The organism is Kitasatospora sp. NPDC092948, assembly GCF_044754805.1.
GTDB lineage: Bacteria > Actinomycetota > Actinomycetes > Streptomycetales > Streptomycetaceae > Kitasatospora.
The window spans coordinates 38,879-63,648 of the sequence record NZ_JBIVPU010000007.1; the positions used below are offsets into that span (position 1 = coordinate 38,879).

Below are 24,770 nucleotides of genomic sequence, written 5' to 3' on the forward strand. Positions count from 1 at the left end.
GGCGGCTGCGGCGGTGACAGAAGCGCCCCACGCTTCGTGGCGGAGGCACCGGACCGGACCGTTCGTGCCCTTGCTGTCCCGGACGAGCAACACTCCGTGTGAATCGGAGTGGCCGACGCTCCACTCGACAGGAGTTGACCGGAGACCGAACCTTCGACATACGCCGCGCGGGGCGCGTCCAAGAAGTCCGGCAACGTCACCGAACCTCCGCCGACGTCCACCAGGAACCACATCCCGTCGCTGTCGGCTCCGTCAGATCCGACATGCCGTCATTCTGTCGCGACAGTGGTGGTCGGCCCGCCGAACGTCTCGCCGTGCCGGTGGCGGCGGAAGGCCGGTTGGGTGAGGGCCAGGGCCACCGTCAGGGCGATGGTGAGGCCGGCGACGGGGAAGAACGGGGCGGGGCCGATGCGGTGGACGATCAGGCCCGCGGCGGCGACGGAGATCGGGAAGGTGCCGGTGACGGCGAGCATCACCATGCTCATCACACGGCCGAGCAGGCGGGCGGGGGTCCAGGTCTGGAGCATGGTCACGACGACGATGTTCTGCCAGCCGCTGGCCACGCTGTAGACGGCGATGCAGACGCCCGCGCCGATCGCGCCGCCCGCGTACGGGACTCCGGCCAGGCCGATGCCCATCGCCACGGCGAGCAGGGCGAACAGGCGGCCGGGCTGCTGGACGGTGGAGGCCTTGGCGGCGATCGCGGAGCCGGCCAGGGCGCCGATGCTCAGGACGGTGAGCAGGATGCCGTAGTCCGCGGCGCCGAGCGAGCCGTGCGCCCAGTCGGGGAGCGCGACCTCCATGGTGCCGGTGAAGGCGAGATTGCAGACCAGGGCGACGACCATCACCACGTGCAGCAGTCGGCCGCGGCGCAGGACGTCGGTGAAGCCGGGGCCGTCCGGCTCCGCGGCCGGGGTGTTCTCGGTGGGCCGGTCGGCCTTGCGGGGGCGCAGGCCCAGCAGGACGGCGGCGGAGAGCAGGAAGGAGCAGGCGTCGACGGCGAGGGCCGGGGTGGATCCCCACAGGGCGACCAGGACGCCGCCGAGGGACGGGCCGAGCACGCCGCCGAACTGGTTGGCCATGGAGGAGAGCGCATTGCCCCGGCCGAGCTGTTCGGTCGGCAGGAGAGCGGGCAGCAGGGTGTAGGAGGCGGGCAGGAAGAGACCCGATCCTGCTCCCAACACCACGGCCAGCGGCGCGAGTTGGAGCAGCGTGGGCTCGCCCGTCGCGGAGACGGCGGCGAGTGCGCCGACCGCGAGGGCCCGGACGGCGTCGGCGCCGAGCATGATGCGGCGGCCCCCGTAGCGGTCGGCGAGGATGCCGCCGAGCGGGATGGTCGCCACCCGGGCGATGCCGTAGCAGGCCAGCACAGTGCCGAGCAGGGCGGTCCCGCCGTGGCCGCCGAGCACCAGCCAGGGCAGCGCGACGGCGTAGCAGTAGTCCCCCACCATCGACGCGAACTGCCCGACCACCAGCAGCCGGAACCCCGACACCGCCAACGGGCCGCCGCCCCACCCCCGCCACCACCGCATTGCCCAACCCCCATATGCATACGACCGACTGATGATCAGTCAGCCACCGTACTGGCGTTCGGGGCGGTGGGTCGGGTGTTCGGCGAAACGGCGAGGCGTCAGCGCACCCGCGGCGTCCGGTTCCGCTCCTTGCGCGGGCGGGCCACCCGGAGGCGGATCTCGGCGGGCAGCGCGGTCAGGCCGAGGGAGCGGCGGGCGTGCTCGACGGGGCCGGCCCGGAAGGCGTCGATCAGGGCGCCGGTGTCCGCGCCGGGGGCGAGCCGCAGGACGGTGCGCACCTCGGGGCGGCGGGCGGCGCCGGTGACCCGGACGGTGACCCGCTCGACCTCCGGGAACGAGATGGCCTCCGTCTCGATCGCGTCCTCGACGGCCCGGCTGCGCACGTGCAGGGCGAAGTGCGGGTGCCCGGGCGCGGCGGGCGACGGCAGGTCGACGCCGGCCGGGCCGCCCCGGCGCAGCTGCGAGAACAGCCACCACAGCCCGCCGAACACCACGGCCGCGGGCACCAGGATCGCCACCGGCCACCACCAGGCGCGGTCGGTCCAGCGGGTGCGGCCGGCGGTGCTGAGCACCGGCTGGTCGGGCGAGGTGAGCGGCCACCAGTGCGGCGGGGTGACCCCCAGGTGCCGGTAGACGTCCAGCCCGCCGAGCAGCACCAGCGCCCCGGCCACCAGCAGCAGGAGCCCGACCGCGGCCAGGATGGTGCGGTTGACGGCGCGTCGGCTCATCGGGGCGGCTCCGACTCGGCGAGTTCACGGCGCTGGTGACGCTCCCGCACCGGCCGGGTCCGGACGTCCAGCCGGTGCGGGGCGGCCAGCGGGATCCGGTCCAGCTCGGCCCGCAGGTGGCGTTCCACCCCGGCCGGGTCGGTGGTTCCGGCGACCGTCACCCGGGTGCGCCGCCGCCCCACCTTCACCTGCCAGGAGTGCAGGTCGGCGTGCTGCTGGGCCCGGCGGGAGAGCAGTGCCGTCACCGCGCTGCGGTGGATCGCCGTGCCGCGCGGCTCCAGTGCCAGCCAGCCGCGCAGGCCCCGCCGGAACGCCAGCGCCAGCAGCACCAGCCCGAGCAGCACCGCGCCGGCGGCGAAGCCCAGCACCCACGGGTCGTCGAGGTGACGGGTCGCCAACTGGTGCGCCAAGTCCCGCCGCCACGGCCGGGCCTCGCCGCCGGAGCGCACCGCGATCACGTCGTACAGCAGCATCCCGGCGGCCACCACCACGACCGCCACCACCAGCGCCGTCACCACCCCGCGCTCGGACCGCAGCCAGCGCCCGGCGCCGCGTCGGCGCACGTCCTCCACCGCCGTGGACCCGCTCACCGCAGCGCCGCGGCGTGCAGCCGGTCCACGATCACCTCGGCCGAGACGACGGGCGTGCCGGTCAGCTCGGCGACCCGCTCGCACGCGGCGTCCCGCACCGCCCGGGCCAGCGCCGCCACGTCGCACGGGAACGGCAGCTCCACGTGCAGGACGAGCCGGACCCGGCCGTGCGTGTACAGTGCGGACGCCTTCGGCGGCGGCGCGGGCTCCGGGCGGGTCCGCCAGGCCGGAGCGAGCGCGTCGGCGGTGGCGCGGGCCGCGATCCGGCGGTACACCCGGTCGGCGATCTGCTCACTGCCGCGCGACGCGAGCGGGCTCGCGAGCGCGGTCAACGCCGCCGGTCCCGGCCGCGCAGCAGTTCCCCGAGCTCACCGAGCTCCAAGTCCCCCTCGATCACCCGGCCCACCACGAAGCCGACCGCGCCGAGCGCCGCGACCAGCAGGAACGCGGCGAAGCCGCCGAAGTAGCCGGCGAAGCCGAGGGCCATGCCGGCGAGCAGGCCCACCAACGCCATGTTCATCGCCGCTCCTTCGCGGTCCGTCACTTGTCGGAAAGACTCACTGCACCCGCGGGCGCCGCCCGGACGACGAGGGCTCCTCCTCCTCCACCTCGTCCGGCTCGTCCGGGAGGTGGACGTCGTTCACGGCGATGTTCACCTCGACCACCTCCAGGCCGGTCATCCGCTCGACCGCCTCGATGATGTTCGCCCGCACCTCCGAGGCGAGCCGCGGGATCACCACGCCGTACTCCACCACCAGCGCGATGTCGATGGCGGTCTGCTTCTCGCCGACCTCCGCCTTGATCCCGCGCCCGACACTCGCCTTCGACCCGGGCACCCGGTCCCGCATCGCACCGAACGTCCGCGAGAACCCCGACCCCAGCGCATGGATCCCGGCCACCTCCCGGGCCGCCATGCCCGCGATCTTCTCCACCACCCCCACCGCGAGCGCCGTCCGCCCGCGCTCACCGTTCGACTGCGCCTCCGTCACGTTCTTCTGCAGATCCGCGGGCGTGGGTGTGTGGGGCTGCGCCATGTCGGGCCTCCTGACGTTCGGGTCCAGCTATATCGCAAATCCCACCAACCCTGACATTTCGCCACACCTGACGCACTGTCGGCCATCCAACCGGGCGTCGAGCCCACACCGGCAGACGACTCCACCAACCATCGACTTTCCCACTTGCTTTCACTTTGTCTTCTGTGTATCTTCAAAGACATAAAGAGATTCCGACGGAGGGGAACCGATGACCGCCACCACCCGCACCATCACTGTCGACGACGAGGTCTTCGCCTTTCTGCAGGCCCACAGCGAACCGCTGGTGGACACCCCCAACGATGTTCTCCGCCGGCTGCTGCTGGACACCACCACGCCTGCCGAGCCCTCGACCGAGTCGACGCCGGGCGCTCTCCTGCCGTTCATCGAGCGGGGCTGGCTGGAGCCCGGCGACGAGCTGCGCCACACCAAGAAGCGGACGGGGACCACCTTCGTCGCACACGTCACGCCCGAGGGGTGCATCCGCATCGAGGACGGACGCGTCTTCGCCCTGCCTTCACCGGCACTGAAGGCCCAGGTCGGCACCGAGATCAACGGCTGGGGCCAGTACCGGATCAGCCGAACCGGCGACTGGCTGCAGTCGCTGCGCACCCGCCTCCAGAACGAACAGAACTCCTGATCCCACGCAAGGGGCCGGTCACCGGGCAGCTCGAAATCGCCCGGCGAACGGCCCCTTCGACCAGTGGACGCGGTTGCGCTACATGCCCGCGAGGTCCCGCAGGCGGCGGGCCTGCGCCTCGCGTTCGGCCGCGCGCTGCTGGTCGTAGGTGCGGTCGGCGGCGCCCTGGAGGAGGGCCTTGGTCTCGATGACGGCGTTGCGCGGGGCGGCGAGCAGGGCGGCGGCGAGGTCGGCCGCGGTGGCGGCCAGGTCGGCCGCGGGGACGGCGACGTTGGCGAGGCCGGTGGCGACGGCCTCGTCCGCGCCGACTCGGCGGCCGGTGGCGCAGATCTCCAGGGCGCGGGCGTAGCCGACCAGGTCGGTGAGGGGCTTGGTGCCGGTGAGGTCGGGGACCAGGCCCAGGGAGGTCTCCTTCATGGCGAACTGGACGTCGTCGGCGACCACGCGGAGGTCGCAGGCGAGGGCCAGTTGGAAGCCGGCGCCGACGGCGTGGCCCTGGACTGCGGCGACGGAGATCAGGTCGGTGCGGCGCCACCAGGTGAACGCCTCCTGGTAGAAGGCGATGGTGGCGTCGAGTTCGGCGTCGGCGGAGGCGGCGAGCTGGAGGAAGCCGGTCTCGCCGGGGATGCCCTCGGGGGTGAACATGGCGCGGTCGAGGCCGGCCGAGAAGGAGGAGCCCTCGGCCTGGAGGAGGGCGACCCGGACGGTGCCGGGCAGGGCGCGGCCGATCGCGGCGAGGGCGCGCCACATGGCGGGGGTCTGGGCGTTGCGGCGCTTGGGGTCGCAGAGCGTGACGGTGGCGAGTTCGCCGTTCAGGTCGAGCCGGACGCCGGCCTGTTCCCACGCGGTGCGGTCGGTGTCGGGAATGTGGGCGGTCATGGCGGTGGTACCTCCAGCGACAGGGCGGGGACGCCCGCCGACCCCGACGGGCTACTGGAGAGTAACAAAGCGCCGGATCGGCGTACAGGAATGCCGGGAGAATGCTCGCGAAATGACGGCCGCAAGGGCCCGGAAACGGCGGTCGGCGGCTCGGGAGAACCCGGCCGCCGATCCGTGTGGAACGTCGTGCATTGGCGAGCAGCGAACTGGTGCAGCATGGGCGGCCGGTCTGCTCTGGCGCCGCCCGCCGGAGGTGACGGGTCGTCAGGAACCGGCGGCCGCAGCAGCTTTGCCCTTGCCGCGGGTGGCGCCGCCGCGACCCCGGAGGTTCACTCCGGACTCACTGAGCATCCGATGGACGAAGCCGTAGGAACGGCCCGTCTCCTCCGCGAGGGCGCGAATGCTCGCGCCGGAGTCGTACTTCTTCTTGAGATCGGCCGCGAGCTTTTCACGCGCGGCACCTGTCACCCGGCTGCCCTTTTTCAGAGTCTCGGCCACCCGTGCCTCCTCGTAGAGGTGATCAGTCAGATTCCCATGATCACCCATTGCAAGGCTCCTGGCCACCCATTCGACAAGGTCCGTCGCCGGAAAGCGGGCTCGTCCGGTGGTGTTCGCTCCGCACCAGGGCGCTCACGGAGGGTGTGCGCCCCCCTCCGCGATTCGCTCCGCTGAGCGAATCCGCTGCTCAGCCCGGGCGGGGCGGGGTGGAAGCGGCCCGGGCGTACAGAGTCAACGGGTGCGCCGGTCCGGGCGTTCCCGGATTGGACGGATGACCACTTCTTCTCGTACCGGTGGCCGATCCGGCGTCTACTCGGGGTTCAGGCGAGCGACACCAGGTCGTGATAGGCGGGGCTCCACAGGTCCTCGACGCCGTCGGGGAGCAGGATGATCCGCTCGGGCTGGAGCGCGTCCACCGCGCCCTCGTCGTGGGTGACCAGGACGACCGCGCCGGTGAAGGTGCGCAGCGCGCCGAGGATCTCCTCGCGGCTGGCCGGGTCGAGGTTGTTGGTGGGCTCGTCGAGCAGCAGCACGTTGGCGCTGGAGACCACCAGGGACGCCAGCGCGAGCCGGGTCTTCTCGCCGCCGGAGAGCACGCCGGCCGGCTTGTCGACGTCGTCGCCGGAGAACAGGAAGGAGCCGAGGATCTTCCGGATCTGCACCAGGTCGGTGTCGGGCGCGGCGGAGCGCATGTTCTCCAGCACGGTGCGCTCGGGGTCGAGCGTCTCGTGCTCCTGGGCGTAGTAGCCGATCTTCAGGCCGTGACCGGGGATCACCTCGCCGGTGTCCGGCTGCTCCACGCCGGCCAGCATCCGCAGCAGGGTGGTCTTGCCCGCGCCGTTGAGGCCGAGGATGACGACCCGGGAGCCGCGGTCGATCGCCAGGCCCACGTCGGTGAAGATCTCCAGCGAGCCGTACGACTTCGACAGGCCCTCGGCCGTCAGCGGGGTCTTGCCGCACGGGGCCGGGTCGGGGAAGCGCAGCTTGGCGACCTTGTCGGACTGGCGGACCTGCTCCAGGCCGGAGAGCAGCTTCTCGGCGCGCCGGGCCATGTTCTGCGCGGCGACCGTCTTGGTGGCCTTGGCGCGCATCTTGTCGGCCTGCGAGTTGAGCGTCGCGGCCTTCTTCTCGGCGTTGGCGCGCTCGCGCTTGCGGCGCTTCTCGTCGTCCTCGCGCTGCTGCTGGTACTGCTTCCAGCCCATGTTGTAGATGTCGATGGCGGAGCGGTTGGCGTCCAGGTAGAAGACCTTGTTGACGACCGTCTCGACCAGCTCGACGTCGTGCGAGATGACGATGAAGCCGCCCTTGTAGGTCTTCAGGAAGTCCCGCAGCCAGGCGATCGAGTCCGCGTCGAGGTGGTTGGTGGGCTCGTCGAGCAGCAGGATGTCGGCGTCCGAGAACAGGATCCGGGCCAGCTCGACCCGGCGGCGCTGACCACCGGAGAGGGTGTGCAGCGGCTGGCCGAGGATGCGGTCGGGCAGGCCGAGCGCGGCGGCGATGGTGGCGGCCTCGGCCTCGGCGGCGTAGCCGCCCTTGGTGAGGAACTCGGTCTCCAGCCGGGCGTACTTCTTCATCGCGTTGTCGCGGGTGGCGCCCTTGCCGTTGGCCATCCGCTCCTCGTTCTCGCGCATCTTCTTCAGCACGGTGTCGAGGCCACGGGCGGACAGGATGCGGTCCCGGGCGAGCACGTCCAGGTCGCCGGTCCGCGGGTCCTGCGGGAGGTAGCCGACCTCGCCGGAGCTGGTGACGGTGCCACCGGCCGGCAGGCCCTCGCCCGCGAGCACCTTGGTGAGCGTGGTCTTGCCCGCACCGTTGCGGCCGACCAGCCCGATCCGGTCGCCCGGGGCGATCCGGAAGCTGGCGGACTCGATCAGGATGCGGGCACCGGCACGAAGCTCCAGGGCGTTCGCGGAAATCATGGCTGGGGTCACTCCTAGACGTGGGTATGGCACTCAGCCATGCGCCCAGTCTACGGGAGCCCGTGAAATCCCTTTTCGCGGGTGCGCGAGCGGGGACCCCGCCGCTCGCGCGCCGCAGTCACTTCTCGCAGGTCGGCGGCGTCGCCGCGAACGGCACCGCCGCGCCGCAGTTGCTCTCCCGCGCGCCCCGGGTGGTGTCGTAGACCCAGGTGCCGATCACCGGGCCGTCGTTGACCGCGACCCGGTGGGTGTCCAGGGTGTGCATCACCACGTCGGGGCCGGTGTTGAGGAAGTTGCCGGGGGCGTTGAGCGAGAACACCATGACGCCACCGGGCAGTTGCCGGGCGCCGGGGCCGGTGGTGGGCGGGCAGACCCGGGGGACGAGCACCGCGTCGTCGGTCTGGGCGGTGCGCTCGGGCTCGAAGGCGCAGCCCGCCGGGGGGCGGGAGTTGAAGCGGAGGTCGCCGTCACGGTCGCGGAAGCCCATCAGCAGACCGGGGGTGACCACGGTGACGAACGGGTCGGCCTTCGGGTCGGCGGACGGGTGCAGCGCGGCGGCGGCCCGCTGCATCGCGAGCTGCTTGCGCTGCTCGTCGGTGCGTTCGGCCGCGCCGGGCTCGCCGCCGGCGCTCAGCCAGTCGGCCAGGCCGGGGACGCTGCGGTGCCAGCGCGGCGACTGGCTGGCCAGGTCGACCGAGGTCACCATGCCGTCGTCCCAGACCGCCACCGCGTCCTCGCCGAGCGTGGCCACGTAGAGCGCGGTGTTGCCGTTGCGGCGGTAGGACCACAGGAGTTCGCCGGTGGTCCGCGAGTGGGCCTCGACGCCGGGGCCGACCCTCAGGTCCAGGGCGCCGGCTCCGGCCGACTGTGCGCCGACCGGGGCGGCGTTCGCCGCACCGGGCAGCACCTGGTCACCGAACGGCTGCGGGCGGTTGGCGTGCGCCGCGGCACCGGCCGCGAGGACCAGCAGGCCGGCGGCGGCGGGCAGGACCGATCGGGGAGACAGACTGCGCAGCGGATTGAAGGACACGGCCGGAGCGTACCTTCCGGCCGCGACAGAATTCAGCTGCATTCGAACGCGCCACGCCGTCGCCGCAACCCCTGTGCGGTTCCGGCACAACCGGCTCCGACCTGCGTCGGCCGAGCCGTGACGGACCCGGGCGGCCCGCTAGGGTACGGCTTCGACCGGCCGACGGACTGTTACAGAGGTGAGACAGGGATGGAATTCGACGAGGACGCCCAGCTCGACGGTTCGCAGGTGGAGGACCGCCGCGGCATTCCGGGCGGCGGCCTGGCGATCGGCGGCGGCGCGATCGGCATCGTCGGCCTGATCGTGGCCCTGGTGCTCGGGCTGGACCCGAACCTGGTCAGCTCGTTGACCGGTTCCGGCAGCAAGCCCGCGGCGGGGACGGCCACCGGCACCCCGCAGTCCTCGACCTGCAAGACCGGCGCGGACGCCAACAAGCGCCAGGACTGCCGGATCCTGGCGACGGTGAACAGCATCCAGAACTACTGGGAGGGCGAGTTCGCCGCCCGCGGCAAGAAGTACTCGAAGGCGGACAGCGTGCTGTTCACCGACCGGGTGCAGACCGCCTGCGGCGCGGCCACCTCGGCGGTCGGGCCGTTCTACTGCCCGGGCGACCACAAGGCCTACTTCGACCTCGGCTTCTTCAACGACATGGGCCGCCAACTGGGCGCCCAGGGCGGCCCGTTCGCCGAGGCGTACGTGGTGGCCCACGAGTACGGGCACCACGTGCAGACGCTGCTCGGCGTCCGGGTCGGCAACGACCGGCAGGGCGCCGACAGCGCCTCGGTGAAGTCCGAACTCCAGGCGGACTGCTACGCGGGCGTGTGGACGCACCACGCCACCACCACCCCGCAGGCCTCCACCGGCCGTCCGCTGATCACCAAGCTGACCGACGACGACATCGCCCGGGCGCTGGACGCCGCCGAGTCGGTCGGCGACGACCGGATCCAGAAGCGCGCCACCGGCACGACGAATCCGGAGACCTGGACGCACGGCTCCTCGGAGCAGCGCAAGCAGTGGTTCACCACCGGCTACCGGACCGGCGACATGACCAAGTGCAACACCTTCGGCTGACCTGTCTGAAATGACCCGATGGGGTGACATGCGCACTTTCTGACGTTCTGTCAGGTTAGGCTCCAGGGGCCGACGTTGTCCCCGTTCTCCTTCGGAGTGAGCCCATGCGCCTCGGCCGTCTGACCCTGGCCGCCGCCGCTCTGCTGCTGATGACGACCGCGAGCGTGCCCTCGGGCACGCCGCTCAGCCAGACCGAGCGGCACGCGGCCCTCTCCTCGGACGCCATCCAGCCCCGCGGCGCGGCGCCCCGCCCGGTGGTGCAACGGGCCCTGCACGAGGTGCCGTTCGGCGCGTTCGTCGGCTCCTGGAACGACTACATCCCGAACATCGCGCGGATGGCGTCCTGGCTGAACAACGCCAACATGCAGGTCGGCCACACCTACCTGGCCGGCAACGGCTGGCAGGACGTCGAGGGCGAGCCGGTGGTGCTCGGCCTGTGGTCGCAGTGGCGGCAGGCCGACCCGACCCGGCGGCTGGTGCTGGGCGTGCCGATGCTGGTCCCCAACGAGGCCAACGTGTCGGACGCCGAGGTGGCCGGCCTGCTGGCGCGCGGCAACAAGGGCGAGTTCGACCAGCACTTCCTGCGGCTGGCCCGCAAGCTGGTGACGCTGGGCGGCGCCGACACCACCATCACCCTGGGCTGGGAGATGAACGGCGTCACCTACACCTCGCGCTGCAAGCCCGATCCGGGCGCCTGGAAGGCGTACTGGCGGCGGATCGTCGGCGTGATGCGCTCGGTGCCCGGGCAGCACTTCGTCTTCGACTTCACCCCCACCCGCGGGCTGGACGCGATCCCCTGGACGCGCTGCTACCCGGGCGACGACGTGGTCGACGTCCTCGGGATGGACAGCTACGACATGCCCGCGGGCGCCACCTTCGACGACTTCGTCAAGGAGCCGTACGGGCTCCAGGACCAGGTGGAGTTCGCGGCCAAGCGCGGAAAGCCGGTCTCCTACCCGGAGTGGGGCCTGTTCCACAACGGCGACAACCCGGAGTACGTGCGGCGGATGGTGGAGTGGATGCGCACCCATGACACCGCCTACCAGACCGTCACCGACTACTGCCCGCACGGCTTCTGGCAGTGCAAGGACAACCCGAAGTCGGCCGAGGTCTACCGGCAGCTGATGTCCGGCTCGGCCGGGGCGGCCGAGCCGGCCGCCCCGTCACCGAAGCCGGGCGCGCACTAGCGCTTCCTTCAGCCGCGGCAGCCTGGTCCGCAGCAGCTGCACGGCGGCGATCCGGGCCCGCACCCGCAGGGCCCGGACGGCCGCCCACGGGGCCAGCCGGCCGGGGCCGAACACCAGCCGCTGATTGGGGAGTTGGTCGGGCCGCCAGCGCTGCTTGTACGGCTCCTGGCCGCGCAGCAGGCTCAGCTGCGGGATGCCGGCGGCGCGCACCTCGTCCAGCGCGGCGCCGAACAGCAGGCCGGCGATGTCCAGGCGCTCGCGCAGCTTGGGGTGCGCACCGTACATGTACAGCCCGCCGAACGGGGCGCAGAGCAGCACCAGGTCGACCGCCAGCACCTCCCCGTCGAGCTCGAAACGCTGTATGGCCGCCCGGCGGGTGGCCACCAGCCCCGCGGTGGACTCGGCGAGGTGGTGCGCGAAGCGCTCGGTGCGGTGCTCCGGGGTGACCCCGCGGTCCTGCCACTGGAGGCGGTGCAGCCGCAGCAACTCACGGACGGTGTCCGGGACTTCGTCGGTGGTGGCGGTGTGCACCCGGATCCCGGCCTCGGCGATCCTGCGCAGCTTGACCCGGCTGCGCTGCGCGGTCTTGCCGGGCAGCCGCTTGAGCAGCTCGTCCATCGGGACGGCCGGCAGGTACTGGCACAGCGAGTCGGCGAACCGGTGCCGGCGGCCCGGCCAGTGCGCGAACACCCGCTGCACGGCCGCCTCCGGACGCACCTCGCGCAACTCCAGGCTGTGCCAGGGGCGGCGCAGCGGCAGGGCCGCGGCGAGTTCGGCGGCGGCCCGGTCGGCGCACTCGTCGTCCAGCAGCACGTCGGTGAAGTCGACCAGGCCCGCGCCCAGGTTGGTCAGGCCCCCGAACGGGCCGCGGCGGCGCAGCGCGGCGGCGGCGACCAGCCGGCCGTCGCGCCGGATCAGCACCAGCACCAGCCCGCCGGGCCGGCCGTAGCCGCGCCACCAGGAGCGCAGCCAGGGCGCGGCCTGGAAGACGGTGGCGGTGGAGCAGCGCCGGTACAGGTCGTCCCACTCGTCGGCGACCAGGTCCAGGGCGTCGTCGGTGCGCAGCACTTCGGCGGTCCAGCGCTCGCGGTCGGCGGCGGCGCGGTCGCCCTGGGCGGGCACCCGGGTGCCGGCGGCCGGCTGTTGACGGAGCTTCACCGGTACACCCCCTGCTCGACGGGCGAGGTCTCGGCCTGGACGGGGAGCACGGCCGCGGCAGCGGCAGCGGGGCCGGTGCCGGGGCGGGCGGCCGGGTCGGTCCTGCGACGGGTCAGCATCACCAGGGTGCCGAGCAGCACGCCGGCCGCGCCGCCGACCGCGGTGTCCAGCGCGGCGGACGGCGAGGCGGGGGCGTCGGGCTCGGCGGCGGCGGCCAGCTGGACCAGCTTGACGCCGGTCTCCTTGCTACCGGCGTTGCCGAACGAGATCAGCGAGCGGGCGACCGCCCCGGCGTTCTCCACCGCGTCCTCGGGACGGCGGCCGGTGCCGGTGATCTCGATCACCGGGGCGTCCGGGGAGGTGGTGCCGCGCACCAGGGCGGCCAGCGTGGCCACCGAGTGGTGGGTCTCGGCAGCGGCGCCGAGCAGCACCTGCGGCTGGCCGGTGAGCCGGCCGTACGCCTGTGCGAAGTTGACGGCGTTGGCGTTCTCGCCCTGGGTCTGCGGGACCACCACCACGTAGGCGGAGGAGGCGTACGAGGGGTGCGAGACGACGGCATACCCGGCGCCGGCCACCGCGCCGAGCGGGACGGCGACGGCCATCGGCCACCAGCGGCGGGCCAGCGCGCGGGCGCGACGGCGGAGATCGGGCATCGGAGGGACTCCAGGGAACGAGGGGGAACGGGGTCAGTGGGCGCGGGCCGGCGGGACGGCGACGGCCGGCCGGGGATCGGACATCAGGGGCTCCGGGGAACGAGGGGAAGCCGCGTCGGTGGGCGCGGGCCGGCGGGACGGCGACGGCCGTCGACGGCGGACCGACAGGCCGACAGGCCGGTTGACCGGAGATCGGGCATCAGGGACTCCCCGAACCGGGGGAAGCCGCGTCGGAGCGCCCGGCCGACAGGACGGCGCCGACCGCCGGCGACGGACCGGCAGGCGGAAGATCGGGCATCGGAGGGCTCCAAGGAACGGGAACGAGGTCAGTGCGCGGCCGCGCGGCGGCGTGCGGGGTGGCGGGGGCTCGGCAGGGTGCCGGCCGACTCGCGGTAGAGGGCGGCCAGTTCGGCTGCGATCCGGGCGATGTCGTAGTGCGCGACGGCGGGCGGCACCGGGACCGGGCCGGGCGGCGCGGTGGCCATGGCCGTCAGTTCCTGGGCGTAGCGTCCGGGTTCGGACGGCAGCAGGCGGGCGTGCGGGGCGGCGGTGGCGGGCAGTTCGGCCAGGGCGGGGCAGGCGGAGTGCAGCACCGGCAGCCCGGCGGCCAGGCCCTCCAGCGCGGCGAGCCCGAAGGTCTCCGCGCGGGACGGCGAGACCAGGACGTCCATCGCGGTGAGCAGTTCGGGCACGTCGTCGCGTTCGCCGGTGAGCACCAGCCGTCCGGCGACGCCCAGATGTTCGGCGCGGGCGGTGAGCTCGGCGCGGCCGGGGCCCTCGCCGACCAGCAGCAGCCGTGCGGGGCCCGGGAGCGCGGCGAGCGCCTCCAGCGGGACGTGGAAGCGCTTGCCGGGCACCAGCCGACCGACCCCGCCGACCACGAACGCGTCGGCGGGCAGGCCGAGTTCGGCGCGCAGCCGGGCCCGGTGGGCGGCCCGCTCGGCGGGCCGGAAGCGGTACCGGGCGGCGTCCACGCCGTTCGGCAGCCGCCGCACCCGGTGGGCGGGCACGCCCCAGGCGTCGAGCACGGCGGCGACCTGGCCGGAGACCGCCAGGGTGGTGCTGCCGAGCCGCTCGGACGCCAGGTACAGCGCCCGGACGCCGCGCGAGGTGGGCCGGCCCTCGATCACCCCGGTCTGCAGCGAGTGCTCGGTGGCGAGGACGCCGCGCACCCCGGCCAGCCGGGCGGCGAGCCGGCCGTACAGCATGGCCCGGTACAGGTGGGTGTGCACCAGGTCGTAGCGGCCGGTGCGGATCAGCCGGGTGAGCCGGGGCAGCACGCCGAGGTCGCGGTTGCCGCGCATGGCGAGGTGGTGGACGGTGAAGCCGTCGGCGCGCAGTTCGCGGGCGACCGCGCCGGGGTTGGTCAGGGCGGCCACCTCGTGCCACTGGTCCTTCGGCAAATGTCGCAGCAGCAGCGCGAGTTGGCGCTCCGCACCGCCCGCGTGCAGGCCGGTGACCACGTGCAGGACTTTCACCGCCGCTCCCCCGCCGCGGTCTTCGGCGGGGCCCAGCGCAGCCCGGTGACGGCCTCGCGCCAGCGGTGCCGGCTGTGCTTGGCGCGCAGCCGCCAGGCGCCGTCGCGGTCGCCGACGTAGCAGCGCGGCAGGGCGTGCCGGCCGGTCAGCGAGGAGTGCTCGATGGCGCAGGCGTAGTCGTAGCCGGCGTCCCGGACGGCCCGGGTGGCGGGCAGGTCGACGGCGCCGTACGGGTAGCAGAAGCCGGTGACGGGGCCGCCGACCAGGTCCTCCAGCTTGCTGCGGCTCTCCTTGGTCTGGCGTTCCAGGGCGGCCGGCGCCAGCCCGGACAGCGCCTGGTGGCCGAGGCCGTGCGAGCCGATCTCCCAGCCGGACGCGGCCAGTTCGGTGACCTGCTGGACCGTCAGCAGCTTCTTCCGGGGCCCTTCGGCGTCCCAGTGGTTCGCCGCGCCCAGCAGGTCGGGCATCACGTACGCGGTGGCGGTGAAGCCGTACTCGCGCAGCACCGGGACGGCGTGCCGGGCGAAGTCGGCGTAGCCGTCGTCGAAGGTCAGGCCGACCAGTCGGGACTCCCGGCCGCGGTCGCGGGCGGCCAGCAGTTCGCGGACGCTGACGCCGCGTCGGCCGGAGCGGTGCAGCCAGTCCATCTGCTCGGCGAAGCGCTCCGGGCCGACGGTGAGCAGGTACGGGTCCTCGTCCTCCTCGGCGACCGAGTGGTACATCAGGATCCAGGGTGCGAGCCGGGGCGCGAGCGCCTGCGCCGGCAGACAGGTTTCAACGGCCATGCGGCTTCCCTTCGGCGGGTACGGGGGCGTGCGGTCGCCGGGCCCGGGCCAGGACGGCCAGGACCGGCCCGCGGACCTCGGCCACGCGCAGCAGCGTGCCGAGGGCCGCGAAGACCAGCAGGACGGTGGTGCCGCCGAGCAGTGCGGCGGGCAGCGGCGCGGTGGCCGCGCGGATGGCGAGCGAGCCGACCCCGGCGGCGGCGATCGCCGCGGCCAGCAGCCGGGCCTGTCCGCCGAGCACCAGGCCGAGCCGCAGGGCGACGCCGCGCAGCATCAGGCCGCGCATCAGCAGGGCCGCGGTGAAGGTGATCCCGACCGCGTTGCCGGCGGCCAGGCCGGGCGCCCCGAAGTGCGGGGTCAGGGTGACGCCGAGGGTGAAGGTGACGACCAGTCCGAGCATCATCGCGCCGACCGGGTACCAGTCCAGCCAGGTGGTCCGGTCGCCCTCGGCGCGCGGGGCGTCGGCCCGCCGCACCACCGGTCGGACGCAGAAGTACGGCCGCACCATCACGCCGATCATCGCCTGCGCGGGCAGGCCGAAGCTGTACACCCGGATGACGGCGGCGGTGGCCTCGGTGTCGGCGGGCCCGAACGCGCCGCGCTGGAACAGCAGCGCGACCACGGCGGGCGCGCAGGACAGCAGGAAGGCGGTGCCGAGCAGCACCAGCGCCGCGGCCTGGCCGAGGTCCTTCTCGACCCGGTCCCGGGCGGCGGTGAGGTCGCCGGCGGCCATCGCCCGGGCCACCACGGGGAAGGTGACGGTGACGATGAGGATCGCCGAGGTCATCGCCAACTGGCTGACCTTCGCGGCGTAGTTGAGGTGCGAGATGGTGCCGGGCGGGAGCGTCGAGCCGAGGTAGCGCTCGATGAACACCTGGGACTGCCTGGTCAGTGAGAACGCGGCCACCGGCAGCAGCGCCAGCGGGATCAGCACCAGCCCTCGGCCGGCCGCCCCGCGCCGCCGGGTCCTGCGCTGCCGGGCGTGCAGCCGGCGGACGAACGGCACCACCAGCACGCCGGCCATCAGCGCGCTGCCGAGGGCCACGCCGAGCGCGGCGGAGCGCACGCCGAGCAGCCGGTGGCCGCTGAGCAGCAGCGCCAGGATGCCGAGGTTGTACATCACGTAGATGACGGCGGGTGCGGTGAAGGCGTGCAGCGCGCGCAGCGCGGAGGCCAGGTAGCCGGCCACGCCGAACGGCACCACGGTGAACGCGGTGATCCGGGTGCAGGTGACGGCGAGCCGCGGGTCGGCGAGGCCGGGGGCGAGCAGGTCGACGAGCTGCGGGGCGAACAGCGCGACCGTGCCGGACAGCGCGCACAGTGCGAGCAGCAGCCCGGGCAGCGTGGAGCGGGTCAACTGCCGTACCGGGTCCGGGCCCTGCTTGCGTTCCTCGCGCAGCACCAGGGCCAGGCTGAAGGCCGGGACCATCAGGAAGGCCATCGCGTCCTCGATCAGCAGCGGCGCGGCGGTCTCCGGCACCGTCCAGGCGACCAGGAACGCATCGGTGCCCTGGTTGGCGCCGAAGTAGCGGGCCAGCAGCAGGTCACGGAGCAGGCCGAGGCCGGAGCCGGCGGCGCTGAGCAGCGCGGTCACCCCGAAGGCCTTGGCCAGGAAGCCGCCCCGGGGGGCGCCGTCCTCGCCGTCGGTGCGCGGGGCCGGTACGGGGACGGTCGTGGTGACCGCGGCCACCGGCTGGTCGGTCGTCATGCGCCGTTCGCTCCCAGGGAGTCGGGACCGGTTGCGGCCGGGGAGTCGGGCCCCGGCAGGGCGGTGCGGGCGGCGAGGCCGAGCACCACGGAGGTCAGCACGGTGGTGGTGCCGCCGATGTCGGCGTACAGGAAGTCCCAGAGCACCCAGCAGAGCAGGGCGAGGGCGGCCAGGCCGGGGCCGGCGGCGCGGCGCAGGCAGCCCAGCAGCAGGGTCAGGAACAGCGCCAGGTAGGCGAGGACGCCGAGCAGGCCCTGTTCGCTGAGCACCAGGAAGTACATGTTGTGCGGGGAGAGCAGCGGTTCGCGCTGGAAGCCGATGGTGGAGTCGGCCGCGTCGCTGCCGGAGGAGAGCCTGAGCGGGGCGTGACTGTCGCGCAGTTGCTGGAACGCCTTCGGTCCGGCGCCGGCCACCGGGTGGTCCTGCCAGATCCGGCCGGCGGTGGCCCACAGGTCGTAGCGGTCGGAGACGGACTGGTCGGGCGCGGCGGAGACCGAGCCGATCGAGCTGAGCCGCTCGGTGACGCCGGACGCGCCGAGGCCGAGCCCGCCGACCAGCACCACCGCGGCGGCCCCGCCGACCAGCACGCCCCGGACGGCCAGTCGGGCGTCGGCGCGCAGCAGCAGCACGGTGGCGGCGACCGCGGTGGCGATCCAGCTGCCCCGGCTGAACGACACCGCCAGCGGGAACGCCAGGAACGCGGCGCTCGCCCACATCGCGCGGCGCAGCGGGCGGCTGCCGCCGGGGCGGCGCTCGGCCAGGCCCAGCGCGAGGGCGGCCAGCAGCCCGAACGAGACCACGCCGGACATCGCCATGATGTCGAGCGCGCCGAAGGTGCCGACGGCGCGGATCGGCTGCCCGGTGTAGGAGGCGCCGGTGCGGGTCAGGTACTGGAGGGCGCCGACCGCGCCCTCGATCAGCGCGGCCAGCACGAACGAGCCGAGCACCAGCCGCTGGTCGTACCGGTCGCGGACGGCGAGCAGCACGGCGGCGGGCACCAGCACGAAGATCTGCACCAGCCGGACGAAGCCGGTGAGGCTGGCGGACGGGTCGACGGAGTGCACGGTGGCGACGGCGGCGGCCAGCACCACGGCGCCGAACAGCGTGGCGGCGGCCGCGTCGAGGCGGCGCAGCCGGCCGCGCAGCAGCTCGACCGCGGTCAGGGCGACCAGGGCCAGCGAGGCCAGGTCGGCCGGGGTGACGTGGACGGCGGCGGTGACGTCCTTCTCCCCGGTGGGGAAGCAGACCAGCAGCACGGTGGCGGCGGCGAGCCAGCTCGGCCGGGGTGCGGCTATGCCGGTGAACCGGCGGACGGAGAGCGGGAGTTGGAGGGCGACGGCCATGGTCCGGCTCAGCTCCCGTCCGGGCGGACCACCAGGGCGGCGGTGCGCAGCAGGATCTTGGCGTCCTGCCAGAGCGTCCAGCCCTCGATGTAGCGGTTGTCGAAGCGGGCCCGGTCCTCGATGGAGGTGTCCCCGCGCAGGCCGCTGACCTGGGCCAGGCCGGTGAGCCCGGACGGGACCCGGTGCCGGTCGGCGTACTCGGGGTAGGCCTGGCTGAACCGCATGACGAAGTAGGGGCGTTCGGGGCGCGGGCCGACCAGGCTCATGTCGCCGCGGAGCACGTTCCACAGCTGCGGCAGCTCGTCCAGCGAAGTCCGGCGCAGGAACTTCCCGGCGGCGCCCATCCGGTGGTCCTGGGCGATGTTCCAGCGGGTGGCCGACTCGTGCTCGTTGCTGGGGCGCAGGGTTCGGAACTTGAGCAGGGTGAAGACCCGGCCGTCGAGTCCGGTGCGCTGCTGGCGGAACAGCACGCCCGGGCCGGTCTCCCAGCGCACCGCGAGGGCGCAGGCGGCGAGCACCGGGGAGATCAGCAGCAGGCCTAGGCCGGCCGCGGCGATGTCGAAGCCGCGCTTGACGACCCAGCCGTGCCGGCGCATCGCGGGGGCGCCGAGCCGCAGGCAGGGGAAGCCCCACAGGTGGTCGCCGGCGCCCTGCACCGAGTCGAACTCGCGCAGGCCGGGCAGCAGCCAGACCTGGCAGCCGAGCCGGGCGGCGTGCCGCAGTGCGGCCAGCGTGTCGGCGTCGTCGGCGGCGCCGCCGGTGGCCAGCACGTGGTGGACCCGGTAGCGGCGCAGCACCCGGCCGAGCGCCTCCCGGCCGCCGAACACCGGCAGCGGGCTGCCGGGCGGCAGCAGCAGCGGGTCGGCGTCGAGGTAGCCGACCGGCCGCAGGCCGTACTCGGGGCGGGCGGTGAGCACGTCGGCGATCCGCTGGCCGAGTTCGCCGGCGCCGAGGATCAGCACCGGGCTGGGGCGGCGGCGGCGGGACCGGCGGGTGAGGTGGTGGACGTAGGCGCGGCCGAGGCCGGCCAGCGGGAGCATCAGCAGCAGCAGGGCGAGCAGCCGCAGCGGGCCCATCGCGCCGAGGTCGGTCCAGTGACCGGTCAGGCAGGCGTCGGCGGTGACGGCGAAGGCGGTGGCGACGGCGGCGCGGGCGGCCAGCGCGGGGAACTCGTCGAGGGCGGAGAGGGTGAGCCGGCTGCGGTAGAGGCCGCCGGCCAGGTTGAGCGGGAGCAGGGCGGGCAGCAGCAGCAGGGCGGTGCCGGTCGGCCGGACGGCGGCCGGGGCGGTGGCGGCGGCGGCCAGCGCGACCGCCAGGGCGTCGGCGCCGGCCAGCGCGAGCGGCAGGGCGACCCGAGAGTGCAGCCGGCCGCGGTGGCGCCCGGCCCCGGTCGCGGCCCGGGTCGGCAGCGCCCGGGTCCGCGGACGGTCGAGGACTCCCGCGCCGTGCCGGTTGCCGTGGCGGCCGAGGCCCGCCAGTACGTCGGGCGGCCGCGGCACACTCTCGTGGTCAATGGTCATCAGCGCACGAACTCCCCTGCTGTGAACCCGTCCAGGTATGCACCTGCTGCCGAAAGAGCACGGTCGGCCATTTCCCTGGCGAAAAATGGGACGAAGCAGGCAGAATCAGACATTACCGAACGCCTTTACCAGCACAGGGAGCTGACATGCCATTTCATTCCACCCGCCCAATAATCAGACATTCAGGAAAGAAGGCCTCACCCGTTGGGGGGCGGGCGTTCACGGCCTGACAAACGATCAGAACCGCTGCGGGACACGGGATGCACGGCCCGCCGGGACCACCCGACTCCGAACAATAGTCCGGTAAATGGCCGCCACCTGCGAGATTACTTGCCGGATATCGTGATGATCTGCCACGTGCGAACGGGCCAGAACGCCACGCCGTTCGCATTCGATCCGATCCGAGAGGAATTCGACCAGCCGTTCGCCCATCGCACGGGAATTCTCCGGCGGCACCACCGAACGGCCGAGCTCGCCGGGCGGCACGCACTCCCGCGCCCCCGCCACGTCGGTCAGCAGCACCGGCCGCCCGCAGGCCATCGCCTCCAGCGGCGCCAGCGCCATCCCCTCCCAGCGCGAGGGCAGCACCGCCAGGTCGGCCGCCGCCAGCCACAGCCGCGGGTCCGCCACGTCGCCCACCAGCCGCACCCGGGACGGGTCGGGCAGCGCCCGCACCCGCCGGGCCAGCGCGTCCGCGTCCGGGCCGCCGCCGACCAGCACCAGCCGGGCCTCGGGCAGCCGCCGCTGCACCTGCTCCCAGGCGTCCAGCAGCACGTCCTGGCCCTTCTGCCGGCACAGCCGGGCCACGCACACCGCCAGCGGGGCGGACTGCTCCAGGCCCAGGGTCATCCGGGCGGCCCGCCGGGACGCCTGGTCGGTGGGCACGAAGTGCGCCAGGTCCACGCCGTTGGGCACCACCCGCCAGTCCGCGACCAGCCCGGCCGCCAGCCCGTCCGCCTTCTCCCGCTCGCTGACGCACAGCACCGTCCGGGACCACCGGGTGGCGTACTGCTCCCAGCGCAGGCCGGCCCGGGCCAGCGCGCCCTCGACGGCGGCGAACGACCAGGCGTGCGGCTGGAACACGGTGGGCACGGAGCCGCGGGCGGCCAGCCGGCCGGCCAGCCCGGCCTTCGCACTGTGCAGGTGCAGGACGTCGGGGCGGGCACCGCGGAGGATCCGGTGCAGCCGCCAGGTCTCGCCGACGGTGCCCGGTCCGGGTGAGCGTTCGGCGGGCCAGTCCAGCACCCGGGCGCCGGCGGCGGCGGCCTCCTGGGCGAGCCGGCCGCCGGGCGGACAGGCCACCAGGACCCGGCAGCCGACCGCGCGCTGCCCGCGCACCAGGTCGACCACCACCCGGGCCACGCCGCCGTCGACCGGTTGGGAGACATGAAGGATCGTCATCTGCACGGCCCGGAGCCTAGGTTGACGACCGTCCGGGACCGGGGCCGCTTCACTCGTCCCGGGGAAGCAGAACACCCGTACGGCTGATCCGCCGTACGGGTGTCCGAATCATCGTGGCGTTCAGCCGAGTTCGGCCGCCAGGTTGGCCAGCACCTGGTCGTGGATCCGGTTCAGGCCCTTGGGGGCGAAGGTGCGCTCGAAGAAGCCGCCGATGCCGGTCGCGCCGGTCCAGGTCGCCTCCACGGTGACCTTGCTGCCGCTCGCGCCGTTGGCCGCGACCGTCCAGGTGATCACCATCGAGGAGTTGGCGTCGGTCTCCACCAGGGTGTCCGGGGTCGGCGCGGTCACCGTGAACAGGCAGTCCCGGACCCGCTTCTCGGTGGCCTGGAGCCGCCAGTGCACCTGGGTGCCCGGACCGGTGCCGCCGGCCCGCACCTCGTACTCGCTGTACTGCGCGGGCAGCAGCTTCGGCCGGGTCACCGCATAGTCGGCCAGCGCCTCGTACACCCGGGCCGGGTCGGCCCCGTACGTCCGCTCGGTGGTGGCGTGCACCTTGCCCATCTGCTCACTTCTCCTCTTGGGTCCGGTCATCCGCGCATCTGCACTCGACGTCGCCGCCAAGCCAACCATCGCCGCCGGTCCGCGCCAAACCGGCAGGGGGGTGGCGTTAGGGTGGGCGGATGCTGGATGAGGTGACGGCGCTGCGGTACGTCGATCCGCTGCGCGCGGGCGGGTCGGTGCCCGGTGTGGTGGAGGCCGACGACCTGGGCACGTACGTGGTGAAGTTCACCGGTGCGGCACAGGGCGTCAAGGCGCTGGTGGCCGAGGTGATCGTCGGCGAGCTGGCCCGGCGGCTCGGGCTGCGGGTGCCGCCGCTGGTGCTGGTCGACTTCGACCCGGCGGTGGCGGCGGACGAGCCGGACCAGGAGATCCAGGACCTGCTGCGGGCCAGCGCGGGCCGCAACCTGGGCATGGACCTGCTGCCGGGCGCCCGCGACTTCAGGCCCGGAATGATCGACGTCGCCCCCGTCGAGGCGGGCCGGATCGTCTGGCTGGACGCGCTGACCGGCAACGTCGACCGCAGCGTGCACAACCCGAACCTGATGGTCTGGCACGGGAAGCTCTGGCTGATCGACAACGGCGCCGGGCTGATCTTCCATCACCGCTGGTCCTCGGCGCACGCCTCGGTGCACAAGCGCTACGACCTGAGCGGCCACGCACTCGGCGGCTACGGCCCCGACCTGGCCGCCGCGGACGCCGAACTGGCGCCCCGGGTGACGCCCGAACTGCTCGCCGAGGTCGCCGCGTTGGTGCCGGACGCCTGGCTGGCCGACGAACCGGGCTTCGACTCGCCGGCCGCCGTGCGAGCCGCGTACGTGGAGCACCTGGCGGCCAGGGTCGCGAACTCCGCGGCCTGGCTGCCGGAGGGGTTCGCCACCCCGGAGCAGATCCGGGCCGCCGAGGAGCGGGCCGCCGCGGCCCGCACGGCGGCCCGCCCGGCCTGGCTGAAGCAGGTGCCGAACCGGGCCGGCCTGGCCTCCGTGGAGTCCGACTGGTCCCGGCACGTCGGCGAGGAGAGCTGACCCGCGGTCGGCTCTCGCCGGTCACGGCCGCCGACTGCCCCGGGCCGGTCGCACCGCGGTGAGATCACCGGCGACGGGCGGCCGCGCCGCGAGCCGAACCGCTGACGCGGAGTCGGCTGTGCCGGAGGCAGCGGTCACCGACCGATCGAGGGCTGTGCCGGAGGCAGCGGTCACGGACCGATCGAGGGCTGTGCCGGAGGCAGCGGTCACGGACCGATCGAGGGCTGTGCCGGAGGCAGCGGCCCACCGACCGGTCGAGCCCATGGCGCAGAAGCGCTGACGCCCGGCCGGGCGCGCCTCGGGTCGGACCACCGGTTCGCGGCCGGTCGGGCGGCCGCTCGCCGGGGGCGTCCCGGCGGAGCCACCGCCCTGCGGGCCGGCGGTGTGCCAACGGTCGGGCCGCTGACACGCCGCCGGCCGAAGCAGCGTCAGTTCCGCCAGGCGTCCGCGGCCTTGGCGGCGGAGACCACGCCGGCGCCGTAGAAGCCGTTGTTGGCGTCGGTGCCCTCACAGGTGGCCTTGTAGGCCCCGCTGCCGCCGGGGTTGAACACGCCGGTCGGGCAGGCGTGCGGGTCGGCCTGCTTCACCAGCAGGCTGGTCAGCTTGTCCGGGCCGGCGCCCGGGTGGGTGGAGGCGAGCAGGGCGAGCACGCCGGCGACGTGCGGGGAGGCCATCGAGGTGCCCGACATGTAGCCGTACTTGTTGCCCGGGAGGGTGGAGAGCACTCCGCCCTTGCGGTCGGGGGTGTCGGGCGTCTGGAAGGCGGTGGCGTCGCCGCCGGGGGCCGCGACGGTGATCTTGTTCAGGCCGTAGCTGGAGTAGTACGACTTGTCGCCCTTGGAGCCGATCGCCGACACCGAGATCACGCCCGGCAGTTCGGCGGGCAGGTTGAGGCAGCTGGCGTCGATCGGACGGCTGCCGGGGTTGGTGTCGTCGGGGCTGCTGACGTCGACGGTCTTGTGCGCCAGGTCGATGTTCTCGTTGCCCGCGGCGGCGACGTTCAGCACCCCGCCCCGGCGGGAGTAGTCGACGGCCCGGCGGACGGCCTCGCTGACCGCGCTCTGGTCGGGGTCGCCGGCGCAGTTGAACATCCACGGGTCGACGTAGTAGCTGTTGTTGGTCAGGGTGAAGTGGTGCTCGGCGGCCCAGACGAAGCCGCAGACCGCGTACTCGGGGTAGATGAACCCGCCGTCGTCGACCACCTTGACCGCGGCCAGCCGGACGTTCGGGGCGATGCCCTCGATGCCCTTGCCGTTCTTGGCGGCGGCGATGGTGCCGGCCACGTGGGTGCCGTGGCTGCTGCTGGTGGGCTGCCAGGACTGCCAGCTGGTGTCGGGGGCGCCGGAGAGGCAGGACGCGGAGAGCGAGGCGTCGACGTTGGCGGCCAGGTCCTCGTGGGTGGCGTCGATGCCGGAGTCGAGCACGCCGACCACCACGTTGCGGCTGCCGAGCGTGGTCCTGTGGGCCACGTCGACGCCGATCTGCTTCATGTCCCACTGGTTGGCCCAGAGCGGCTCCGTGCCGTCGGCGGTGGCGGCGGACGCCGCGGTCTCCTCGACGGTGGCCTCGACGTCGGCGGAGGCCTGGATGCCGGCGGTGCGGCTGGCGCCGACCGAGTCGATGGTCTTCGACTGGCGCAGCTTGGCGGCGAAGCCGGGGGCGCTGGAGCGGGCGATCACCACGCCTATCTGCTCGTAGGAGGCGACCACGGTGCCGCCGGCCGCCTCGATCTCGCGCTCGGCCTTCTTGGTCTGCCCGTGGTTGGCCTTGGTGTTCACCACGTAGTTCATCGGCTGCCCGGTGGCGGCCGAGGCGCCGGCCGAGGTGTCGGCCGCGACGGCGGCACCGGCGGCGGGCCCGGCAAGAGCGCCGGCCGTGATCAAGGCGAGACCTGCGGCGAGGACTGCGGAGCGGCGGATCCGGGGAACGCTCATAGGGGTTGGCCCTCCTGAGTGGCAGCAGACGCGATCGAGGTGATCGAAAGCGCGCGAATGGCCGGGAGACTATTCAGCCCATATGACAAAAATCAAGAGGTA

At 73.7% G+C, this 24,770-nt stretch carries 24 protein-coding genes; 4 read left to right on the plus strand and 20 right to left on the minus strand.

The window, feature by feature from the left end; translation table 11 throughout:
• Positions 1 to 269: 269 nt before the first annotated feature.
• The 6 genes from ACIQF6_RS21625 to ACIQF6_RS21650 all read right to left on the minus strand — a co-directional run bounded on the left by ACIQF6_RS21625 (position 270) and on the right by ACIQF6_RS21650 (position 3,884).
• A complete protein-coding gene (locus tag ACIQF6_RS21625; RefSeq protein WP_400897361.1) occupies positions 270 to 1,532 on the minus strand; it encodes an MFS transporter in 1,263 nt (420 codons plus the stop codon).
• 98 nt (positions 1,533 to 1,630) lie between these two features.
• Positions 1,631 to 2,260, minus strand: coding sequence for an alkaline shock response membrane anchor protein AmaP (locus ACIQF6_RS21630; protein WP_400897363.1), 630 nt, complete (start codon positions 2,258 to 2,260; stop codon positions 1,631 to 1,633).
• The gene (locus ACIQF6_RS21635) at positions 2,257 to 2,850 is read right to left on the minus strand and encodes a DUF6286 domain-containing protein (RefSeq protein ID WP_400897365.1); all 594 of its coding nucleotides are present in this window, start codon (positions 2,848 to 2,850) and stop codon (positions 2,257 to 2,259) included. The genes ACIQF6_RS21630 and ACIQF6_RS21635 overlap by 4 nt, the downstream gene beginning before the upstream one ends.
• Entirely contained in the window at positions 2,847 to 3,182 is a 336-nt protein-coding gene (locus ACIQF6_RS21640; RefSeq protein ID WP_400897367.1) for a hypothetical protein, read from the minus strand. Before ACIQF6_RS21640 ends, ACIQF6_RS21635 begins: the two co-directional genes overlap by 4 nt.
• Positions 3,179 to 3,370, minus strand: coding sequence for a hypothetical protein (locus ACIQF6_RS21645; protein WP_400897369.1), 192 nt, complete (start codon positions 3,368 to 3,370; stop codon positions 3,179 to 3,181). Before ACIQF6_RS21645 ends, ACIQF6_RS21640 begins: the two co-directional genes overlap by 4 nt.
• Positions 3,371 to 3,407: 37 nt before the next feature.
• Complete coding sequence (locus tag ACIQF6_RS21650) at positions 3,408 to 3,884, minus strand: Asp23/Gls24 family envelope stress response protein (RefSeq protein WP_400897371.1); 477 nt, start codon at positions 3,882 to 3,884, stop codon at positions 3,408 to 3,410.
• Between the two features lie 208 nt (positions 3,885 to 4,092).
• On the opposite strand from ACIQF6_RS21650, the gene ACIQF6_RS21655 reads away from it, so the two are divergent.
• Positions 4,093 to 4,521: a hypothetical protein gene (locus tag ACIQF6_RS21655; RefSeq protein ID WP_400897373.1), complete on the plus strand. Its 429-nt coding sequence runs from the start codon at positions 4,093 to 4,095 to the stop codon at positions 4,519 to 4,521.
• Positions 4,522 to 4,599: 78 nt separating this feature from the next.
• On the opposite strand, the gene ACIQF6_RS21660 is transcribed toward ACIQF6_RS21655, so the two are convergent.
• The 4 genes from ACIQF6_RS21660 to ACIQF6_RS21675 form a co-directional block, all read right to left on the minus strand.
• A complete protein-coding gene (locus ACIQF6_RS21660) occupies positions 4,600 to 5,400 on the minus strand; it encodes an enoyl-CoA hydratase/isomerase family protein (protein ID WP_400897375.1) in 801 nt (266 codons plus the stop codon).
• A gap of 264 nt (positions 5,401 to 5,664) precedes the next feature.
• Positions 5,665 to 5,898 (minus strand): helix-turn-helix domain-containing protein, encoded by a 234-nt coding sequence (locus tag ACIQF6_RS21665; RefSeq protein ID WP_014138756.1) that lies wholly within the window; start codon positions 5,896 to 5,898, stop codon positions 5,665 to 5,667.
• 320 nt (positions 5,899 to 6,218) lie between these two features.
• Positions 6,219 to 7,817, minus strand: coding sequence for a ribosomal protection-like ABC-F family protein (abc-f, locus tag ACIQF6_RS21670; protein ID WP_400897377.1), 1,599 nt, complete (start codon positions 7,815 to 7,817; stop codon positions 6,219 to 6,221).
• A gap of 118 nt (positions 7,818 to 7,935) precedes the next feature.
• The gene (locus tag ACIQF6_RS21675; RefSeq protein ID WP_400897379.1) at positions 7,936 to 8,847 is read right to left on the minus strand and encodes a hypothetical protein; all 912 of its coding nucleotides are present in this window, start codon (positions 8,845 to 8,847) and stop codon (positions 7,936 to 7,938) included.
• Positions 8,848 to 9,036: 189 nt separating this feature from the next.
• Here ACIQF6_RS21675 and ACIQF6_RS21680 point away from each other — a divergent pair, with 189 nt between their 5' ends.
• Positions 9,037 to 9,918, plus strand: coding sequence for a neutral zinc metallopeptidase (locus ACIQF6_RS21680; RefSeq protein ID WP_400897381.1), 882 nt, complete (start codon positions 9,037 to 9,039; stop codon positions 9,916 to 9,918).
• 104 nt (positions 9,919 to 10,022) lie between these two features.
• Positions 10,023 to 11,105 carry a glycoside hydrolase family 26 protein gene (locus ACIQF6_RS21685; protein WP_400897383.1) on the plus strand — a complete coding sequence of 361 codons (1,083 nt, stop codon included), beginning with the start codon at positions 10,023 to 10,025 and terminating at the stop codon, positions 11,103 to 11,105.
• On the opposite strand, the gene ACIQF6_RS21690 is transcribed toward ACIQF6_RS21685, so the two are convergent.
• The 9 genes from ACIQF6_RS21690 to ACIQF6_RS21730 all read right to left on the minus strand — a co-directional run bounded on the left by ACIQF6_RS21690 (position 11,082) and on the right by ACIQF6_RS21730 (position 21,712).
• Entirely contained in the window at positions 11,082 to 12,263 is a 1,182-nt protein-coding gene (locus ACIQF6_RS21690) for a GNAT family N-acetyltransferase (protein ID WP_400897385.1), read from the minus strand. The genes ACIQF6_RS21685 and ACIQF6_RS21690 overlap by 24 nt on opposite strands.
• Positions 12,260 to 12,916 (minus strand): Wzz/FepE/Etk N-terminal domain-containing protein, encoded by a 657-nt coding sequence (locus tag ACIQF6_RS21695; RefSeq protein ID WP_400897387.1) that lies wholly within the window; start codon positions 12,914 to 12,916, stop codon positions 12,260 to 12,262. Before ACIQF6_RS21695 ends, ACIQF6_RS21690 begins: the two co-directional genes overlap by 4 nt.
• A gap of 326 nt (positions 12,917 to 13,242) precedes the next feature.
• On the minus strand, positions 13,243 to 14,394 hold the full coding sequence (locus ACIQF6_RS21700) for a glycosyltransferase (RefSeq protein ID WP_400897389.1): 1,152 nt from the start codon (positions 14,392 to 14,394) through the stop codon (positions 13,243 to 13,245).
• Positions 14,391 to 15,179, minus strand: coding sequence for a polysaccharide deacetylase family protein (locus tag ACIQF6_RS21705; protein ID WP_400897391.1), 789 nt, complete (start codon positions 15,177 to 15,179; stop codon positions 14,391 to 14,393). Before ACIQF6_RS21705 ends, ACIQF6_RS21700 begins: the two co-directional genes overlap by 4 nt.
• Positions 15,169 to 16,887 (minus strand): lipid II flippase MurJ, encoded by a 1,719-nt coding sequence (locus tag ACIQF6_RS21710; protein WP_400897393.1) that lies wholly within the window; start codon positions 16,885 to 16,887, stop codon positions 15,169 to 15,171. The genes ACIQF6_RS21705 and ACIQF6_RS21710 overlap by 11 nt, the downstream gene beginning before the upstream one ends.
• Positions 16,884 to 18,230, minus strand: coding sequence for an O-antigen ligase family protein (locus ACIQF6_RS21715; RefSeq protein WP_400897395.1), 1,347 nt, complete (start codon positions 18,228 to 18,230; stop codon positions 16,884 to 16,886). Before ACIQF6_RS21715 ends, ACIQF6_RS21710 begins: the two co-directional genes overlap by 4 nt.
• Before the next feature lie 8 nt (positions 18,231 to 18,238).
• Positions 18,239 to 19,750, minus strand: coding sequence for a sugar transferase (locus ACIQF6_RS21720; RefSeq protein ID WP_400897397.1), 1,512 nt, complete (start codon positions 19,748 to 19,750; stop codon positions 18,239 to 18,241).
• A 237-nt stretch (positions 19,751 to 19,987) separates the two neighbouring features.
• Positions 19,988 to 21,151 carry a glycosyltransferase gene (locus ACIQF6_RS21725; protein ID WP_400897399.1) on the minus strand — a complete coding sequence of 388 codons (1,164 nt, stop codon included), beginning with the start codon at positions 21,149 to 21,151 and terminating at the stop codon, positions 19,988 to 19,990.
• Between the two features lie 120 nt (positions 21,152 to 21,271).
• Positions 21,272 to 21,712, minus strand: coding sequence for an SRPBCC family protein (locus ACIQF6_RS21730; RefSeq protein WP_400897818.1), 441 nt, complete (start codon positions 21,710 to 21,712; stop codon positions 21,272 to 21,274).
• Positions 21,713 to 21,831: 119 nt separating this feature from the next.
• On the opposite strand from ACIQF6_RS21730, the gene ACIQF6_RS21735 reads away from it, so the two are divergent.
• Positions 21,832 to 22,734 carry a HipA family kinase gene (locus tag ACIQF6_RS21735; RefSeq protein WP_400897401.1) on the plus strand — a complete coding sequence of 301 codons (903 nt, stop codon included), beginning with the start codon at positions 21,832 to 21,834 and terminating at the stop codon, positions 22,732 to 22,734.
• A 428-nt stretch (positions 22,735 to 23,162) separates the two neighbouring features.
• Here ACIQF6_RS21735 and ACIQF6_RS21740 read toward each other — a convergent pair whose 3' ends face one another.
• Positions 23,163 to 24,668: a S8 family peptidase gene (locus ACIQF6_RS21740; protein ID WP_400897403.1), complete on the minus strand. Its 1,506-nt coding sequence runs from the start codon at positions 24,666 to 24,668 to the stop codon at positions 23,163 to 23,165.
• Between the last annotated feature and the right edge of the window lie 102 nt (positions 24,669 to 24,770).